The sequence below is a fragment of the Variovorax sp. RO1 genome, assembly GCF_002849325.1.
GTDB lineage: Bacteria > Pseudomonadota > Gammaproteobacteria > Burkholderiales > Burkholderiaceae_C > Variovorax.
Genome location: NZ_PKMT01000003.1, coordinates 364,401 through 381,156 on the forward strand (window position 1 = coordinate 364,401; position 16,756 = coordinate 381,156).

15 protein-coding genes are annotated in these 16,756 nt (G+C 68.1%); 7 read left to right on the forward strand and 8 right to left on the reverse strand.

Translation table 11 applies throughout. The annotated features are described in order from the left end of the window. The first annotated feature begins 180 nt into the window (after window positions 1–180). The 3 genes from CY658_RS18610 (at window position 181) to CY658_RS18620 (ending at window position 2,632) form a co-directional block, all read left to right on the forward strand. Complete coding sequence (locus tag CY658_RS18610) at window positions 181–423, forward strand: hypothetical protein (protein ID WP_101491614.1); 243 nt, start codon at window positions 181–183, stop codon at window positions 421–423. A 123-nt stretch (window positions 424–546) separates the two neighbouring features. Continuing rightward, window positions 547–2,202 carry a phosphoglucomutase (alpha-D-glucose-1,6-bisphosphate-dependent) gene (pgm, locus tag CY658_RS18615; protein WP_101491615.1) on the forward strand — a complete coding sequence of 552 codons (1,656 nt, stop codon included), beginning with the start codon at window positions 547–549 and terminating at the stop codon, window positions 2,200–2,202. 16 nt (window positions 2,203–2,218) lie between these two features. Continuing rightward, window positions 2,219–2,632 (forward strand): PPC domain-containing DNA-binding protein, encoded by a 414-nt coding sequence (locus tag CY658_RS18620; protein WP_101491616.1) that lies wholly within the window; start codon window positions 2,219–2,221, stop codon window positions 2,630–2,632. Here the strand turns inward: CY658_RS18620 and CY658_RS18625 are convergent. The 3 genes from CY658_RS18625 to CY658_RS18635 are packed head-to-tail and all read right to left on the reverse strand — an operon-like array spanning window position 2,587 to window position 5,674. After that, window positions 2,587–3,645, reverse strand: a complete 1,059-nt coding sequence (locus CY658_RS18625) for an amino acid ABC transporter permease (protein ID WP_101491617.1) — start codon at window positions 3,643–3,645, stop codon at window positions 2,587–2,589. The genes CY658_RS18620 and CY658_RS18625 overlap by 46 nt on opposite strands. Then, complete coding sequence (locus CY658_RS18630; protein ID WP_101491618.1) at window positions 3,642–4,640, reverse strand: amino acid ABC transporter permease; 999 nt, start codon at window positions 4,638–4,640, stop codon at window positions 3,642–3,644. The genes CY658_RS18625 and CY658_RS18630 overlap by 4 nt, the downstream gene beginning before the upstream one ends. After that, window positions 4,637–5,674: an amino acid ABC transporter substrate-binding protein gene (locus CY658_RS18635; RefSeq protein WP_101491913.1), complete on the reverse strand. Its 1,038-nt coding sequence runs from the start codon at window positions 5,672–5,674 to the stop codon at window positions 4,637–4,639. Before CY658_RS18635 ends, CY658_RS18630 begins: the two co-directional genes overlap by 4 nt. 176 nt (window positions 5,675–5,850) lie before the next feature. Between CY658_RS18635 and CY658_RS18640 the strand changes: the two genes are divergently transcribed. Continuing rightward, complete coding sequence (locus CY658_RS18640) at window positions 5,851–6,240, forward strand: DoxX family protein (protein ID WP_101491619.1); 390 nt, start codon at window positions 5,851–5,853, stop codon at window positions 6,238–6,240. A gap of 16 nt (window positions 6,241–6,256) precedes the next feature. On the opposite strand, the gene def is transcribed toward CY658_RS18640, so the two are convergent. The 5 genes from def to smc all read right to left on the reverse strand — a co-directional run bounded on the left by def (window position 6,257) and on the right by smc (window position 14,152). Further along, complete coding sequence (def, locus tag CY658_RS18645) at window positions 6,257–6,796, reverse strand: peptide deformylase (protein WP_101491620.1); 540 nt, start codon at window positions 6,794–6,796, stop codon at window positions 6,257–6,259. A gap of 55 nt (window positions 6,797–6,851) precedes the next feature. Further along, window positions 6,852–7,274: a hypothetical protein gene (locus CY658_RS33050; RefSeq protein WP_225617046.1), complete on the reverse strand. Its 423-nt coding sequence runs from the start codon at window positions 7,272–7,274 to the stop codon at window positions 6,852–6,854. Window positions 7,275–7,393: 119 nt separating this feature from the next. Continuing rightward, window positions 7,394–9,490, reverse strand: a complete 2,097-nt coding sequence (ligA, locus tag CY658_RS18655; protein WP_101491621.1) for an NAD-dependent DNA ligase LigA — start codon at window positions 9,488–9,490, stop codon at window positions 7,394–7,396. 26 nt (window positions 9,491–9,516) lie between these two features. Further along, window positions 9,517–10,623 carry a cell division protein ZipA C-terminal FtsZ-binding domain-containing protein gene (locus CY658_RS18660; RefSeq protein ID WP_101491622.1) on the reverse strand — a complete coding sequence of 369 codons (1,107 nt, stop codon included), beginning with the start codon at window positions 10,621–10,623 and terminating at the stop codon, window positions 9,517–9,519. A gap of 13 nt (window positions 10,624–10,636) precedes the next feature. After that, window positions 10,637–14,152 carry a chromosome segregation protein SMC gene (gene smc / locus CY658_RS18665; RefSeq protein ID WP_101491623.1) on the reverse strand — a complete coding sequence of 1,172 codons (3,516 nt, stop codon included), beginning with the start codon at window positions 14,150–14,152 and terminating at the stop codon, window positions 10,637–10,639. 113 nt (window positions 14,153–14,265) lie between these two features. Here smc and CY658_RS18670 point away from each other — a divergent pair, with 113 nt between their 5' ends. The 3 genes from CY658_RS18670 to CY658_RS18680 are packed head-to-tail and all read left to right on the forward strand — an operon-like array spanning window position 14,266 to window position 16,707. Further along, window positions 14,266–15,036 (forward strand): hypothetical protein, encoded by a 771-nt coding sequence (locus tag CY658_RS18670; protein WP_101491624.1) that lies wholly within the window; start codon window positions 14,266–14,268, stop codon window positions 15,034–15,036. 55 nt (window positions 15,037–15,091) lie between these two features. Beyond that, window positions 15,092–15,412: a helix-turn-helix domain-containing protein gene (locus tag CY658_RS18675; protein WP_070060699.1), complete on the forward strand. Its 321-nt coding sequence runs from the start codon at window positions 15,092–15,094 to the stop codon at window positions 15,410–15,412. Next, window positions 15,409–16,707 (forward strand): type II toxin-antitoxin system HipA family toxin, encoded by a 1,299-nt coding sequence (locus CY658_RS18680; protein WP_101491625.1) that lies wholly within the window; start codon window positions 15,409–15,411, stop codon window positions 16,705–16,707. The genes CY658_RS18675 and CY658_RS18680 overlap by 4 nt, the downstream gene beginning before the upstream one ends. Window positions 16,708–16,756 lie beyond the last annotated feature (49 nt).

A 16,756-nucleotide genomic window follows, 5' to 3' on the forward strand; every position in this document is an offset into this window, starting at 1 on the left:
TTTTGGTCGATATGCGGCCTCATTCTGACGCCGGCGTCGACGGCCGCACCCACCGCGCGTCGGAACTAGATCACCCTCCACGCAAAAAACTACCAGCCCCCTGCGAAGGAGGGGTTGGGCCCGTGGCGCGTTTGGAGGAGATTCCCACCCGACCGCTGTTGCCGCAAAGGGAGGCCGACCATGAACGCCAGCTTTCAAGACCGCCTGATCTCGCTCGTCGCCGAGTCGCAGCCTCGATGGAAATCCGAACTCGCGCGTCAATGCGGCGTCAGTGACGCCACGGTCGTGCGCTGGCTGACAGACCGCCACAGCTGCGCCGGCACCCTGCACCTGCCGACGATCGCCGCGTACTTCGACGTGCCCGCCCGATGGCTGGCCACAGGCGACGGCCCGGAGCGGGTGCGCGCACGGCGCTCACATTGAAAGGGTTGTAAGCGAACCGCTGCGAACGGGCGCGCAGGCGGCAAGCCGGCCCCGGCCATGGCGTATGCTGAAAGCCCGCGCACGGCACCGCCGGCACGCTCCCTTTCATCACCCGCTTTCGACATGAGCACTTCTTCCCATCCCCTCGCGGGCCAGCCGGCCCCGTCTGATCTGCTGGTGGACGTGCCGCGCCTCGTCTCGGCCTACTACACCGGGCGCCCCGACCCGGCCGTGCCGAGCCAGCGCGTGGCCTTCGGCACCTCGGGCCATCGCGGCTCCTCGTTCGACGACGCCTTCAACGAATGGCATGTGCTGGCGATCAGCCAGGCCATCTGCGACTACCGCAAGCTCAAAGGCATCGACGGCCCGCTGTTTTTGGGCATCGACACGCACGCGCTGTCCACGCCCGCCTTCGCCAGCGCGGTCGAGGTGCTGGCGGCCAACGGCGTCGAGCTGATGCTCTCGAAGGACGACGAGTACACGCCCACGCCGGCGGTATCGCATGCCATCCTGGTCTACAACCGCGGACGCACCAGCGGCCTGGCCGACGGCATCGTGATCACGCCCTCGCACAACCCACCCGAAAGCGGCGGCTTCAAATACAACCCGCCGAACGGTGGCCCGGCAGGCACCGACATCACCTCCGCCGTCGAAGCGGCTGCCAACCAGATGCTGGCGAACAAGCTCGAAGGCGTGAAGCGCATGCCGCTGGCGCAGGCGCTCAAGGCGTCCACCACGCACCGCCACGACTACCTCAACACCTACGTCGAAGACCTGGCCCAGGTGCTCGACATGGACGCGATCCGCGGCGGCACCATCGACCTCGGCGTCGATCCGCTGGGCGGCGCCGGCGTGCATTACTGGCCCGCCATTGCCGCGCGCTACAAGCTCCAGCGCCTGAACGTGCTGAGCCAGGCGGTCGACCCGACCTTCCGCTTCATGTCGCTCGACTGGGACGGCCGCATCCGCATGGACCCGTCCTCGCCCGATGCGATGCACGGGCTGGTCGCGCTGAAAGACCGCTTCGCCATCGCCTTCGCCTGCGACACCGACCACGACCGACACGGCGTGGTCACGCGCAGCGCGGGCCTGATGCAGCCGAACAACTACCTCGCGGTGATGATCGACTACCTCTTCACGCACCGCCCGCACTGGCCGGCGCAGGCGGCCGTCGGCAAGACGGTGGTCAGCAGCCGCATGATCGACCGCGTGGCCGCACAGCTGGGCCGCCCGCTGTACGAGGTGCCCGTGGGCTTCAAGTGGTTCGTCGACGGGCTGGTCGACGGCTCGCTGGGCTTCGGCGGCGAGGAAAGCGCAGGCGCCACCTTCCTGCGCCACGACGGCAGCGCGTGGACCACCGACAAGGACGGCATCGTGCCCGCCCTGCTCTCGGCCGAGATCGCCGCGCGCACCGGGCGTGACCCCGGCGAGCGCTTCAACGCGCTGACGCAAGCGCTGGGGCGCCCGGTGTCCGACCGCGTGGACGCACCCGCCACGCCCGAGCAGAAGAAACGCCTGTCGGCGCTGTCGCCGCAGCAGATCACTTCGACCACGCTGGCGGGCGAGAAGATCGAGAACGTGCTGAGCCACGCACCGGGCAACGGCGCAGCCATCGGCGGCGTGAAGGTCGTCACTGAGAACGGCTGGTTCGCCGCACGGCCGTCGGGCACGGAGAACATCTACAAGATCTACGGCGAGAGCTTTCTCGGCGACGAGCACCTTGCACGCATCCTCGGCGAAGCGCAGCAGGTGGTCGACAAGGCGCTGTCGGCGAACTGACGCGAGGCAATAGCGCATGGACACGCTCGTGCTGCGGCTGCAACCCGGCGACGACCTGCGCGCGGCGCTCGATGGCGTGCTGAAGCAGGACGGCATCGGCGACGCGGCCTTCGTGGTCTCGGGCATCGGCAGCCTGCGCGGCGCGCGCATCCGTTTCGCGGGCGCAGAGACGGCGACGCGGATCGAAGGCGATCTTGAAATCCTCACGCTCGCCGGCACGCTGACGCCTGATGGCTCGCACCTGCACCTCAGCGTGTCGGATGCGACGGGCAAGGTGTCGGGCGGCCACGCCGCACCGGGCTGCGTGGTGCGCACCACGGCCGAGATCCTCATTGCGGTGCTGCCCGAATGGCGCTTCTCGCGCGAGCCCGACGCGCAGACCGGCTACGCCGAGCTGGCGCCCAGGCGCCGCTCGAGCCAGACGCTGTAGCGCGACAGCCCGAAGCACAGCAGCCAGTAGACGGCTGCCACGAACAGGTAGCCCTCGAGATAGAACGGCCGCCAGACTGGATCGCCGCCTAGCGCCAGCCCGAGTGCGCCGGTCAGCTCGAACAGGCCGACCACGGTGACCAGCGAGGTGTCCTTCAGCGTGCCGACCACGCTGTTGGTCAGCGCCGGCACCACGAGGCGCAGCGCCTGCGGCAGCACGATGTCGCGCTGCACCGGCCAGCGACCGAAGCCCAGCGCCATCGCCACCTCGGTCTGCCCGCGCGGCACGGCCTGCAGGCCGCCGCGGATGATCTCCGCCAGATACGCCGCAACGAACAGCGTGAGCCCCATCAGCACGCGCACCAGCACGTCGGGTTGCCAGCCGGCCGGCCACAGCAGCGGCAACAGGAACGAGGCCATGAACAGCACCGAGATCAGCGGCACGCCGCGCACCAGCTCGATGTAGCTCGCGCTCAGCGTGCGCACCACGGGCCATTCGGAGCGCCGCCCCATCGCGAGCAGCAATGCCAGCGGAAAGGCCAGCGCCAACCCGACCACCGCCAGCCCGATGGTGAGCGGCAGGCCGCCCCAGCGGCTGGTCGGCACCACGCTCAGCCCGGCCACCCCGCCGTGCATCAGCCCGACGAACAGCAGCAACGACACGAGCCACAGCGGCACCAGCCACCAGCGCCAGCTGCGCGGCCAGGCGCTGAGCACGGTCACAGCGGACAGCACGACCACTGCGATGGCCGGACGCCATTGCTCTTCATACGGAAAGCGACCGAACAGCATCGGCCGCCACTTCTCGGCCACCACGCCCCAGCAGGCGCCGTGCTGCACCGCGCGGCACGCGTCGGCGTCGGGGCGGAACACGGCGTGCACCACGCCCCACTCGAACGCGTGAAAGCCCGCCCACGCGAGCACGCCCAGCAGCAGCACCGTGGCCAGCGCGCGCAGCGGCGAACCCCACAGCTCGCTGCGCCATGCGATGGGGCCTTGCGCGACGTTTCTCATCGCCAGCCTCGCAGCGCGACGCGCGCGTTGTAGCGGTTCATGCCGAAGGAGATCACGAGCGACAACAGCAGATACACCGCCATGATGATCGCGATGCACTCGAAGGCGCGTCCGTTCGAGCCGATGGTGGTGTTGGCCACCGACACCAGCTCCGGGTACCCCACGGCCACGGCCAGCGATGAATTCTTGGTGAGGCTCAACAGCTGGTTGGTGAGCGAGGGCACGATCACGCGCAGCGCCTGCGGCAGGATCACGATGCGCAGCTGCTGCACCGACGACAGCCCCAGCGCCTGCCCCGCCAGCACCTGCCCCTGCGACACCGAGAGGATGCCGGCGCGCACGATCTCGGCGACGAAGGCCGCCGAATACAGCGACAGCCCAGCGACGATGGTCACGTACTCCGGGCTCAGCGCCGCGCCGCCGCTCACACCGAAGTCACCGCGCTCGGGCCATTCGAAATGCGTGGGCCACCAACCGCCCTCGCCCGCCACGGGCCAGGGCACGCTGAGTCCGCCCTTGCTGAGCCACACGCCCGGCAGCAGGTGTACGGGCTCGGTCGGGTCGGGCAGCAGGTTGGCCATCGCGAAGGCCAGCATCAGCAGCTGCACCAACAGTGGCACGTTGCGCAGCAGCTCCACGTACGCGGTGCAGATGCCGCGCAGCAGCACGTGCGGTGCGAGCCGGCCGATGCCGATCAGCGTGCCGAGCACCACCGCGAAGATGGCGGCGGGCACGGCAGCGCGCACGGTGTTGATCAGGCCCGCGAGGAACGCGCGCCACGAGGGCTGGCTGGCATCGAAGTCGAGCCAGCCTTCGCTGATCGAAAAGCCCGCGGGCTCGGTGAGGAAGTCGAAACCCGAACGCACGCCGCGTGCGCGCAGCACCTCGAGCGCATGGTTCACCACCCAGACGGCGCCGGCCACGACGGCCAGCACCAAAAGGGCCTGCACGAGCCAGGCCAGCCAGGCGCCGCGGCGCGAGGCCTGGCGACTCATCGAACGGGTGGTGCGTAGATCAGGCCGCCCTTGCTCCACAAATTGTTGGAGCCGCGCGGCAGCTTGAGCACCGACTTCGGTCCGACGTTGCGCTCGAACATCTCGCCGTAGTTGCCCACGGCCTTGATGGCGCGGTACGACCAGTCTTTGTCGAGGCCCAGCAGCTTGCCGAGGTCTTCACCGGCGCCGAGCAGGCGCTGCTGCGCCGGGTCTTTGCTGCTGCCCTTGAGCTGGTCGGCATTGGCTTGGGTGACGCCGAATTCTTCCGCCTCGATGAGCGCGTTGGGCACCCACTTGGCGATGGCGAACCACTCGTCGTCGCCGCGACGCACCAGCGGCGCGAGCGGCTCCTTGGAGATCAGCTCGGGCAGGATCAGGTAGTCGTCGGGGTTCGGCGCTTCCTTGTTGCGCAGGCCGGCCAGCGCCGAGGCGTCGGTAGTGAAAGCCTGGCAGCGGCCCGAGAAGAAGGCCTTGAACGACGCCTCGAAGCTTTCGAACACGACGGTCTTCACCGGGATGTTCTGCGCGCGGAAGTAGTCCGACACGTTCTTCTCGTTGGTGGTGCCCGACTGCGTGCAGATGGTGGCGTTCTTGAGTTGCTTGGCGCTCGTCACCTTCAGCTTCTTCGGCACCAGGAAGCCCTGGCCGTCGTAGTAGGTGATGGTGGTGAAGTTGAAGCCCAGCGACGCGTCGCGTGTGAGCGTCCAGGTGGTGTTGCGCGCGAGGATGTCGATCTCGCCGGCCTGCAGGGCCGAGAAGCGCTGCTGCGAGTTGAGCGGCACGAAGTCGACCTTCTTCGGATCGCCCAGCACGGCCGCGGCAATGGCGCGGCAGGTGTCGACGTCCAGGCCCGACCAGTTGCCCTGCGTGTCGGGGGCCGAGAAACCCGCCACGCCGTTGGTCACGCCGCACTTGACGGTGCCGCGCTGCTTGACCGCGTCGAGCGTCTTGCCGGCGAAGGCCGGGGCCGCGGCGGCCAGCGCGAGAACGGAAGCGGCAGCCAGCAGTGCCGGACGGAATCGGGTGTTTTTCATCATTGGTGTGTGCTCCTCAACAGTAGGCAAAAGGCAGTGTACGGGGCGACGCAGGCTGATGACAAAGAACCCTGCGTTGGATACATATGTCGATCCGTTCGCGGGCGATCGGTTGGCGGCGCGGCCAGTTTCACTACCATACGGCCCTTTCATCACTCCCGAACAGGAATCACACCATGGTCAAGTCCGACGACACCGGCAAGCTCATCCTGCGCGTTGCGCTGGGCATCCTCATCCTGCTGCACGGCATTGCCAAAGTCGGCAAGGGCGTCGACGGCATCGGCGGCATGCTCGCGTCGCACGGCGTGCCCGCGGTGCTGGCCTACGGGGTCTACGTGGGCGAGATCCTGGCGCCGGTGCTGCTGATCGTCGGCCTGTTCACGCGCCCTGCCGCGCTGGTCGTGGCCGTCAACATGGTCGTGGCGATCTGGCTGGCGCACCGCAAGGATCTGGGCGCGCTGAACGCGCAAGGCGGCTGGGTGCTGGAGCTGCAGGGCATGTTCCTGTTCGCGGCGATCTCGCTCGCGTTCACGGGCGGCGGGCGCTTCGGGCTCAACAACAAGTAGCAAGCAGACGGACGACTCAGTCGTCGTCTGCCGCATCGAGGCCTGGAAACAGGACCTCGGTGTAGCCGAAGCGCGAGAAATCGCGCACCCGCATCGGGTACAGCTTGCCGAACAGGTGATCGACTTCGTGCTGCACCACGCGCGCATGAAAACCATCGGCGGTGCGGTCGATCGGGTCGCCATACAGGTCGAAGCCCGTGTAGCGGATGTGGGCGAAGCGCGGCACCACGCCGCGCAGGCCCGGCACCGACAGGCAGCCTTCCCAGCCCTCCTCCTCTTCATCGCCCAGCGGTGTGATGACGGGGTTGAGCAGCACGGTGCGCGGCACCGGCGGTGCGTCGGGGTAGCGGGGGTTGACGGTGTCGGTGCCGAAGATCACCAGCTGCAGATCGACGCCGATCTGCGGCGCCGCAAGGCCGGCGCCATTGACCGCTTTCATGGTCTCGAACATGTCGCGCACCAGCAGGTGCAGTTCGTCGGTGTCGAAAGCGGCGACCGGCTGCGCGGTACGCAGCAGCCGGGGGTCGCCCATTTTGAGAATTTCGCGGAAGGCCATGCGGGATTATGGCCAGCGCGCCACGCCCTCGCTGGGGCGTGTGCTTGCCTTGTTGTCAGGGCTTGTCGGCCAGCGCCGGCGCGTCACGCCACGGCACGCCCGGCGGCGGGCGCATCGCGTTGCTCGGGTAGTTGGGCGACACGCCCGGGTGCGCAGGCGAAACGGCCGGCGGACGCATCTGAACCGGCGGACGGCCGGATGGATAGGTCGGCCGCACGGCTGGATAGCTGGGACGCACCGCGGGATAGCCGGGTCGGCCATAGTAAGGACGACGGTCGTAGTACGGACGCCGGTTGTCGTAATAGCCGCCACCCTGGATGTAGACCGGCGCCGGCACCACCACGGGACCAGGATCGGAGTAATACGGGTCGGAATAGCCGCCGGAGTAGTACGGATCGCCAGGAACGGCCACGCAGCCGCTCAGCAGCGCGATGCCGCCGAGTGCGAGGCTGGTAGCGAGAACACGAATTTTTTGCATGAGGGACTCCTTGTCGGCCTTCTGTAGTCTTTCAACGTCCGCTTGTAGACCCTGTTGACTGCGCGGATGTGAAGTCGCGTAACGGGCGGTAAGGGCCCCAGTCAACGGCACCGACCGGCTCAGGCCTCGGAGGCCGGCGCCACCCCGTTCGCGAGGATCTCCAGCATACGCGCCTCGTCGATCACCGTGACGCCGATGTCACGCGCCTTGTCGAGCTTGCTGCCAGCCTCTTCCCCGGCCACGAGGTAGTGGGTCTTCTTGCTGACGGAGCCGGCCACCTTGGCGCCGGCTGCCTCCAATTTATCCTTCGCATCGTCGCGGCTCAGCGTAGGAAGGGTGCCGGTGATCACGAAGGTCAGCCCCGCCAAAGGCTTGGGCGCGCGGGCTTCCGGCTCGTGCTCTTCCCATGTCAGGCCGCAGGCGCGCAGCTGTTCGACCACCTCACGGTTGTGCGGCTGGTCGAAGAAGGTGCGCAGGCTCTGCGCCACCACGGGGCCGACGTCGTTCACTTCGAGCAAATGCTCCTCCGTCGCATCCATGATCGCGTCGAGCTTGCCGAAATGCTTGGCGAGGTCTTTCGCCGTGCTCTCGCCCACGTGGCGGATGCCCAGGCCGAACAGGAAGCGCGGCAGCGTCGTCTTCTTGGAAGCTTCCAGCGAGTCGACAAGGTTCTTGGCCGACTTCTCGGCCATGCGGTCCAGGCCCGCCAGCGTGACGAAGCCGAGCTTGTAGAGATCGGGCAAGGTGCGGATCAGGTTGGCATCGACCAGCTGTTCGACCAGCTTGTCGCCCAGCCCGTCGACATCGACCGCGCGCCGCGCCGCGAAATGCAGGATGGCTTCCTTGCGCTGCGCTGCGCAGAACAGGCCGCCGGTGCAGCGGTAGTCGACCTCGCCCTCCTCCCGCACGGCCTCGGAATCGCACACGGGGCACTTGTGCGGCATGGTGAAGATCGCGCCGCGCTGGTCGTCGGGCTTGGCCAGGCTGTCGGGCGCGACGCCCACCACTTCGGGAATCACGTCACCGGCGCGCCGCACGATGACCGTATCGCCGATGCGCACGTCCTTGCGGCGGGCTTCGTCTTCGTTGTGCAGCGTGGCGTTGGTCACGGTCACGCCGCCCACGAACACCGGCGCCAGCTTGGCCACCGGCGTGAGCTTGCCGGTGCGGCCCACCTGGATCTCGATGCCGACCACCTCGGTCAGCTGCTCCTGCGCCGGGTACTTGTGGGCCACGGCCCAGCGCGGCTCGCGCGAGACAAAACCCAGCTGCCGCTGCAGCTCCAGGCTGTCGACCTTGTAGACCACGCCGTCGATGTCGTACGGCAGCGCATCGCGCTGGCGGCCGATGGTCTCATGGAACGCTATCAGTTCAATAGCACCTGTCGCCCGTGCGGTCTGCGTGGCGACCGGGAAGCCCCACGCATGGAACTGCTGCAGCCAGTCGAACTGGGTGGCAATCTCGGGTCCGCCGTCGCTCGCGGGCGAGACCTCGCCCAAGCCGTAGGCGAAGAAGCTCAGTGGCCGCGCCGCCGCAATCGCCGGATCGTGCTGGCGCACCGCGCCGGCCGCCGCATTGCGCGGATTGACGAACACCTTCTCGTTCTTCTGCCCGGCGGCGATCTTCTCGCGCTGGCGCTCGTTGAGCGCATCGAAATCGGCGCGCTTCATGTAGACCTCGCCACGCACTTCGACCACGGGCGGCGCCGTGCCCTTGAGCTTCAGCGGAATCTCACGGATGGTGCGGATGTTCTGCGTGACGTCCTCGCCCACCTCGCCGTCGCCGCGCGTGGCGGCCTGCACCAGCACGCCGTGCTCGTAGCGCAGGCTCATGGCCAGTCCGTCGAACTTGAGTTCGCAGACGTAGGCGATCTGTGGCGCGTCTTCGGCCAGGCCCAGTTCGCGGCGCACGCGCGCGTCGAAGGCGCTGGCGCCGGTCGGCGTGATGTCGGTCTCGGTGCGGATCGACAGCATCGGCACGCGATGGCGCACCTTGGTCAGCCCATCGAGCACCGCACCGCCCACGCGCTGCGTCGGCGAATCGGGCGTGCGCAGTTCGGGAAACTCGGTTTCCAGCACCTGCAGGCGCTGGAACATCTTGTCGTACTCCGCGTCGGGCAACTCGGGCGCGTCGAGCACGTAGTACAGGTGGGCGTGGCGATGCAGCTGCTCGCTCAGTGCGGCGGCTTCGCGTGCCGCTTCGTCGCGCGTGGTCATTGGGGGTCCCTCGGGAAAAAGACGAATCAGCTGAAGAGGCGTCGCGCCAGCGGCGAGCCCGCGGCGAGGTCGCGTGCGTCGAGCGTGTCGTACAGCTGCTCGAGGTCGGTGCCGATCACGTCCATGGTTTCGTCGCGCAGCAACTGGCCGTCGCTGTCGGTGACCACGCCATCCATCTCGCGGGCGAGCGTGGCAGCGGCTTCGCGCATGCGGCGGAACGGCTCTTCGCCGCGATCGACCTGCGGCACATCGAGGCTGAGGCTGAGTTCGCGAATCGCCGATTGCGCCGGATCGTCGGCCAGCGCAGCCTGGGTGTCGAACGAGAGCCCGAGGATCGGTGGCAGGCCGGCCTCGCTGGTCGGCAGCACCATGCGCCCCGGGATGATCCCGGCGACAAAGCCCAGCCGCGCGGCGTTCTGCTGCACGTAGCCGGGGCTCCAGGCCGCATGCAGCGCGCGCAGCACAAAGCCCAGTTGCGCGTCGTGCGCGCTGGCGAACTGGTCGAGCTCACGGGCACGCGCCACTTCGTCGAGCATCTCGGGAAACTCGGGCGCGCCGTTCACCGCGTCGGCGAAGGCCTGCGCCTTGACCACGAACTCGGAGTACTCGATCTCGTTGAGCGCCCCGGTGCGGTTGGCCAGCTGCACGCCGACCTGGAAGGCGCGGTAGCGCTGCCCGGGCGCCGGCGGCTCCCACTGGCTGGTGAGATCGTTCAGGCCTTCGATGGCCACCGGCTTGCTGCCGGCGCGGCGCGTCGAGGGCATGGCCGCGAGGGCGGCATCGCCCGAGGCCAGGCCTTCGAGCGAAATGGGTGCGATGACGTCGATCAGCGGATCGAGCCCGCCGCGGCGCTCGCCGGTGGGCACGGGCACGCCGCTGGGCGCCGGCAGATCGGGGTCGAACAGCGGCTCGTGGCGGTCGCTTCCGGCCACCTGGCTCGGGTCGGCATGGAGCATCGGCTCCACGCCGCCGTCGCTGCCGCCGGCCAGCGCGCGCTCGGCTTCGGCCAAGGCGACATCGACCGCATCGGGTTGGCGCGGCGCATTGCGGCGCGACATCAGGGTGTTGTAGGCCACGACGGCCGCGAGAACGAGGCCGCCGAGGATCGCCAGGGCGAGAGTGAGATTGCTCATGCGCGCGCCTGCCTTATGCCGCTTCGACCATCGAGGCCGCCGACTCCATGTCGACCGCAACGATGCGCGACACACCCTGTTCCTGCATCGTCACGCCGATCAGCTGTTCGGCCATTTCCATGGCGATCTTGTTGTGGCTGATGAAGAGGAACTGGGTTTCACGGCTCATGGCGGTCACGAGTTTGGCGTAGCGTTCGGTGTTGGCGTCGTCCAGCGGCGCGTCCACTTCGTCCAGCAGACAGAAAGGCGCCGGGTTGAGTTGGAAGATGGCAAACACGAGCGCAATGGCCGTGAGCGCCTTCTCGCCGCCCGAGAGCAGGTGGATGGTCTGGTTCTTCTTGCCGGGCGGCTGCGCGAGCACCTGCACGCCGGCATCGAGGATCTCGTCGCCGGTCATCACGAGGCGTGCATTGCCGCCGCCAAACAGTTCGGGGAACATGCGGCTGAAGTGCTCGTTGACGATCTTGAAGGTGCCGCCGAGCAGATCGCGCGTTTCGGCGTCGATCTTGCGGATGGCGTCTTCGAGCGTACCGATGGCTTCGTTCAGGTCGGCCGACTGGGCGTCCAGGAAGATCTTGCGCTCGCTCGCAATGGCGAGTTCGTCGAGCGCGGCGAGGTTGACGGCGCCGAGCGCGACCACTTCGCGGTTCAGGCGGTCGATTTCGCTTTGCAGGCCCGTCAGGCGCACCTTCTCGGTCTCGATCGACTGGGCGACCGCTTCGAGGTCGGCACCGGCGTCGTCCAGCAACTGCTGGTACTGCTCGACACCCAGGCGCGCGGCCTGTTCCTTGAGCTGAAACTCCGTGATGCGCTGGCGCAGCGGATCGAGTTCGCGCTCCAGCTGCAGCCGGCGTTCGTCGCTGGCGCGCAGCTTGAGCGTGAGGTCGTCGTACTGGCTGCGGGCTGCGCCCAACGCAGTCTCGCGCTCCAGCTTGAGCGACAGCGCGTCCTGCAGGCCGGCTTGCGCGGCGGCGTCCGACAGGCGGCTCAACTCGGCGCGGGCGCGCTCGTCTTCGTCGGTCAGCGCGACGGTCTGCTGCGAGGCGGTTTCGATGCTGCGGTTCAGCTCGCCGCGGCGCGCTTCGAGCGTGCGTTGCGAGAAGGTGGCTTCTTGCGCCTGCCGCTCAAGGCTGCGGTGCTGCTCGCGGCTGGCATTCAGCGTGCGGCCGGCTTCGATGACGCGCTCGTCCAGCTGCGCATGGCGCTCCTGGCTGTCGGCCAGTTGCATGTCGAGCTCTTCGAAGCGGCCTTCGGCGGCGATGCGCTTTTCTTGCAGCTCTTCGAGTTGGGCATCGACCTCCCCGAGGTCGGCGGCCAGCTGCTGGCTGCGCGCACGGGTCTGCTCGGCGAGCTGCGTCATGCGCAGCGTTTCGACCTGCAGTTCATGGGCGCGCGACTGCGTTTCGGCAGCTTCGCGGCGGGCCGTGACGAGGCGCTGCGCGGCATCGCCGTAAGCAGCTTCGGCGCGGACCAGCGCGGTGCGCGCCTCTTCGTTGATGAGCGTCTGGGCCTTGAGCTGGTGCTCGAGGTTTTCCATTTCCTGCTGGCGGGCCAGGAGGCCGGCCTGCTCGGAATCGGGCGCGTAGAAGTTCACGCTGTGCGACGACACGGCATGGCCGCTGCGCACGTAGATCACTTCGCCGGGCTGCAGCGTGGCGCGCTGGGCCAGCGCCTCTTCGAAAGTCTCGGCCGTGAAGCAGCCGTGCAGCCAGTCGTTCAGCAGCGCTTGCTGACCGGCGTCGTTCAGGCGCAGCAGGCTCGACAGTTTGGGCAGTGCGCCCGCGCCCTGCGGCACGCCGGCGGCGGGCGGGCTGTAGAAAGCCAGCTTGGCGGGCGGCGCGTCGTTGCCAAAGGCACGCACCATGTCGAGCCGGCTGACTTCGAGCGCGCCCAGGCGCTCACGCAGTGCGGCTTCGAGCGCGCTCTCCCAGCCTTGTTCGATATGGATGCGGCTCCACAGGCCCTGCAGGCCGTCGAGGCCGTGCTTGGCGAGCCAGGGCGCGAGCTTGCCGTCGGTCTTGACCTTCTCTTGCAGCGCGCGCAGCGCTTCGAGGCGGGCCGAAAACTCGGCGTGGCGGGCGCCCTCGGTGTTGACGGCCTGCTGCTTGGCGCGACGGTCTTCGTCGAGCTGCGGCACGGCTTCCTGCAGTTCCTGCAGGCGGGCGTCGGATTCGCTGGCGGCTTCTTGCGCCGCGGCCAGCTGCTCCTGCATCTCCGTCAGCCGGTCTTCGTCGGGCGCAGCCAGTGCGTTCTGGTCGGCGCGCAGACGCTCGCTGCGCAGCGTGAGCTGGCGGCTCTGGTCTTCGATGTTGCGCTGGTCGGCGGCCAGCACCTGGATCTGCTGCTGCACCTGCGACACCGTGGCGCGCTGGGTGTTGGCTTCGTTCTGCGCACGCTGCACGGCCTCTTCGAGGTCAGGCAGGCGTGCGTCGTGCTCTTCGAGCTGCGCGGCCAGCAGGATGGCCTGCTCTTCGGCATCGACGCCGGCACCAGCCAGCGTCTCGATTTCGGCTTCGGCTTCTTCGCGGCGGCGGCCCCACTGGCCCATCTGTTCGCGCAGTTGCACCAGGCGCTGCTCGACGCGCTGGCGGCCTTCGACCACGAAGCGGATCTCGCCTTCGAGCCGGCCGACTTCGGCGCTGGCTTCATACAGCTTGCCCTGCGCCTGGTTCACCAGGTCGCCGGCGCCGTAGTGGGCCTGGCGCACGGTTTCCAGTTCGGACTCGATGCGGCGCAGGTCGGCGGTGCGCGATTCGAGGTCGTTGATGGCCTTTTCCGAATCGGCCTTGATCTTGGCCTGGTCGGCATCGCTTTCGCCGCGCTTCAGGAACCACAGCTGGTGCTGCTTCTTCGTCGCGTCGCCCTGCAGCGCGTTGTAGCGTGCGGCCACCTCGGCCTGCTTCTCGAGCTTTTCGAGGTTGGCGTTGAGTTCGCGCAGGATGTCTTCGACGCGCGTGAGGTTCTCGCGCGTGTCGCCCAGGCGGTTCTCGGTTTCGCGGCGGCGCTCCTTGTACTTGGAGACACCCGCGGCTTCTTCGAGAAACAGGCGCAACTCTTCGGGCTTGGATTCGATGATCCGGCTGATCGTGCCCTGGCCGATGATGGCATAGGCGCGCGGCCCGAGGCCGGTACCCAGGAACACGTCCTGCACGTCTCGGCGGCGCACCGGCTGGTTGTTGATGTAGTAGCTGCTGGTGCCGTCACGTGTGAGCACGCGGCGCACGGCAATTTCGGTGAACTGGTTCCACTGGCCGCCGGCGCGGTGGTCGGCGTTGTCGAACACCAGTTCGACGCTCGAACGGCTGGCCTGCTTGCGGGTGGTCGTGCCGTTGAAGATCACGTCCTGCATCGACTCGCCGCGCAGTTCCGACGCACGCGACTCGCCGAGCACCCAGCGCACGGCGTCCATGATGTTCGACTTGCCGCAGCCGTTCGGCCCCACCACCCCGACCAGTTGGCCCGGCAGCAGGAAGTTGGTGGGTTCGGCGAACGACTTGAAGCCCGAGAGCTTGATGGAGTTAAGACGCACGACTTGTCGCCCTGCCTTGGCTTAGCGCCAAGGTATTGATTTGTAAGGAAAATTGCACGGGCCCGCAGCTTGAAGCGGGCCGCCGCCCCAGCCGTGGATGATAACGTCAGGGCATGAGTGATTCCCTGGCTTCTCCCCTCGCGGCGCGACGCACCTGCCTGCTGGCCGGCACCGCGGCCGCCCTGCTCGCGCCACTGGCGCTGACGGGCTGTTCGTCCCTTCGATCCACCGAGCGCGCGGAACCCTACGGCAACCAGGAGTGGCTGCAATCCGCCACCAACCGCATCGCCAACCTGTCGCTGCGCGACAACCTGCAATCGGTGCGCCGCGTGCAGACCACGCTGTACCGGCGCAACCCGCGCGAATGGCGCAAGTCGGCTGCCTCCATGGAAGAAGCCACGAAGCGCACCTGGGACGCGGTCCTTCAGGGCACGCCCCTGCCCGAGCTTCGCGGCGCCACCGGCATCGACGCCATCCGCCTGGCCTTCGAGACCGGCCCGCAGGCCTACCAGGGCGACCGCGTGGCGGCGCTGGTCGTCGGCTGGGCCTCGATGCTCAAGCAGGCCAACGGCAACACCTGGGACCAGACCATGATCGACGGGGTCGACGCCGAGAACAGCTATCGCACGGCGCGCAACTTCGAAATTTCGCTCTGGCTGATCTCGTCCAAGACCGGCCCTGACGGCCAGCCGCTGTTGCTGGCCACAGAAATCAGCGATCGCGGACGCAACCTCGTGGCCGACCGGGAGCTGTCGAAGGTGGTGGCGCGGCTCGACCTGCTGGCCGCACAGGCCGACGAAAAATACCGTCGCGCGGCCCTCGATTTCGGTCAGAACTGGGTGATGGGCGTGGTCATGCCGCTCTTCACGTTGATCCCCAAGTAGGCTTTTCACATCGGAAATATGTTTCCAAAATAGCCATTTGCGGTAATATCTTTCCGTGGACAAACAGGAACTCATCACCGCCCTCACGGCGCGACGCGGGGCCACCGGCCTCACGAACGCCGAGATCGCACTGCGCTCGGGGCTCACCGAGCGCTCGGTGCGCAATGCCCTGAGCCTGAAGGGCAATCCGCAGCTGTCGTCGCTGCTTGCGCTGGTCGATGCGCTGGGGCTCGAACTGCAGCTTGCGCCCAAGGGTTTCGGCGAAGGCACCGCGGTCGATCCCGGCTACCGCCCGGTCGCCACGCGCGTCGGCCGGGCGCTGGCTGAAGCACCTGCTGCGCCGCCCTACGTGCGGGGCCGCCGCTCACCGCCATGAACGTCAAGATCCTCGAGATTTCGCTCGGCGCGCATCGCCTCGGCAAGCTGTTCCAGTACGCCGACCTGTGCCGCTTCGTGGCGGAGCCCGAGCTGATCGCCAACCCACCGCCGGGCGTGCTCTCACTGTCGATGGTCGCGAGCGACCCGGCAGCGCAGGCTGCGCTGTGGAGCGACGTGAAGAACCCGTTGTTCAATGCCCAGGGCGGCCAGCTGCCCGGCTTCTTCCAGAACCTGCTGCCCGAAGGCGTGCTGCGCAGCCACATCGCGCAGCTGCGCGGTTGCCGCGACAACGATCACTTCGAATTGCTGGCGGCCTGCGGCGGCGACCTGCCCGGCGCTGTGGCCGCGCGCCCGGTGTCGGTCGACCGCGGCACGCTGCAGCGGCTCATCACGCAGGACCAGGACGCGCTCGAGATGTCGGTGGTCGAGCTGCCGATGCCGCAGGGCATTTCGGTCTCGGGCGTGCAGCCCAAGCTGGGCCTGCGCCGCCAAGGCGGTCGCTATGTGGCGCGCGTGCGCGCCGGGGCGAGCACGCGGGTGATCGCCAAGCTGCCGGTGGCCGGACGACCTCACATGCCGCAACTCGAAATGCTCTCGCTGCAGATGGCCGGGGCGGCGGGTGTCGAGGTGTGCCACGCCGAACTCGCGCCGCTGTCGGCCATCGCGGCGGAGCACAGTTATGCGCTGCCGGACGAGCCCGAGTTCCTGGCCGTGACGCGCTTCGACCGCGACGGCGCGCGCCGCATCCACTTCGAGGATTTCGCGCAGGTGCTTGCGGTCGATCCGATGCACAAGTACAGCGGGAGCTACCTCGACATGGCGCTCGCAATGCGCGCCTTTCCGTCGCTCGGCGAAGACGCCGTGCTCGAACTGGTGCGGCGGCTCGTGGTCAACGACCTGCTGGGCAATCCGGACGCCCACCTGAAAAACTTCGGTGTGCTGTACCCCGACGGCGTCGCGCCGCGCCTGGCGCCGGCCTACGACATCGTGGCTTATGCGGCGCTGCAGGGCGTCGAGGGCCATGCGCTGCCGCTGCTGCCGACCCCGGTGGGTGCAGCCGCAGTACGTCGCACCGCGATGTTCACACCGGCTAACGTGCGCGCCTTCTGTTTCTCGGCCGGCGTGCACGAGCCGCGCATGCGACGCGTGGTCGCCGACACGGCCCGGCTCGCACGCGACCAGTGGCCCGCGATGATCGACGCCTCGGCGCTGCCAGCTCCGTGGAAAAAGCGACTGCAGCAGCGTCTGCAGGCACATCCCTTGCTGCAAGGCATGAGCAAGCGGGGTCGCTAGCCACAGTGGCGCAGCGAGCGAACCCTAGAATGAATCCGCCCTCCTCCAC

Bases quoted from the DNA above. Each gene is read 5' to 3' on its own strand.
- CY658_RS18610 (WP_101491614.1), top strand. From the start codon at position 181: ATGAACGCCAGCTTTCAAGACCGCCTGATCTCGCTCGTCGCCGAGTCG.
- pgm (WP_101491615.1), top strand. From the start codon at position 547: ATGAGCACTTCTTCCCATCCCCTCGCGGGCCAGCCGGCCCCGTCTGAT.
- CY658_RS18620 (WP_101491616.1), top strand. From the start codon at position 2,219: ATGGACACGCTCGTGCTGCGGCTGCAACCCGGCGACGACCTGCGCGCG.
- CY658_RS18625 (WP_101491617.1), bottom strand. From the start codon at position 3,645: ATGAGAAACGTCGCGCAAGGCCCCATCGCATGGCGCAGCGAGCTGTGG.
- CY658_RS18630 (WP_101491618.1), bottom strand. From the start codon at position 4,640: ATGAGTCGCCAGGCCTCGCGCCGCGGCGCCTGGCTGGCCTGGCTCGTG.
- CY658_RS18635 (WP_101491913.1), bottom strand. From the start codon at position 5,674: ATGAAAAACACCCGATTCCGTCCGGCACTGCTGGCTGCCGCTTCCGTT.
- CY658_RS18640 (WP_101491619.1), top strand. From the start codon at position 5,851: ATGGTCAAGTCCGACGACACCGGCAAGCTCATCCTGCGCGTTGCGCTG.
- def (WP_101491620.1), bottom strand. From the start codon at position 6,796: ATGGCCTTCCGCGAAATTCTCAAAATGGGCGACCCCCGGCTGCTGCGT.
- CY658_RS33050 (WP_225617046.1), bottom strand. From the start codon at position 7,274: ATGCAAAAAATTCGTGTTCTCGCTACCAGCCTCGCACTCGGCGGCATC.
- ligA (WP_101491621.1), bottom strand. From the start codon at position 9,490: ATGACCACGCGCGACGAAGCGGCACGCGAAGCCGCCGCACTGAGCGAG.
- CY658_RS18660 (WP_101491622.1), bottom strand. From the start codon at position 10,623: ATGAGCAATCTCACTCTCGCCCTGGCGATCCTCGGCGGCCTCGTTCTC.
- CY658_RS18670 (WP_101491624.1), top strand. From the start codon at position 14,266: ATGAGTGATTCCCTGGCTTCTCCCCTCGCGGCGCGACGCACCTGCCTG.
- CY658_RS18680 (WP_101491625.1), top strand. From the start codon at position 15,409: ATGAACGTCAAGATCCTCGAGATTTCGCTCGGCGCGCATCGCCTCGGC.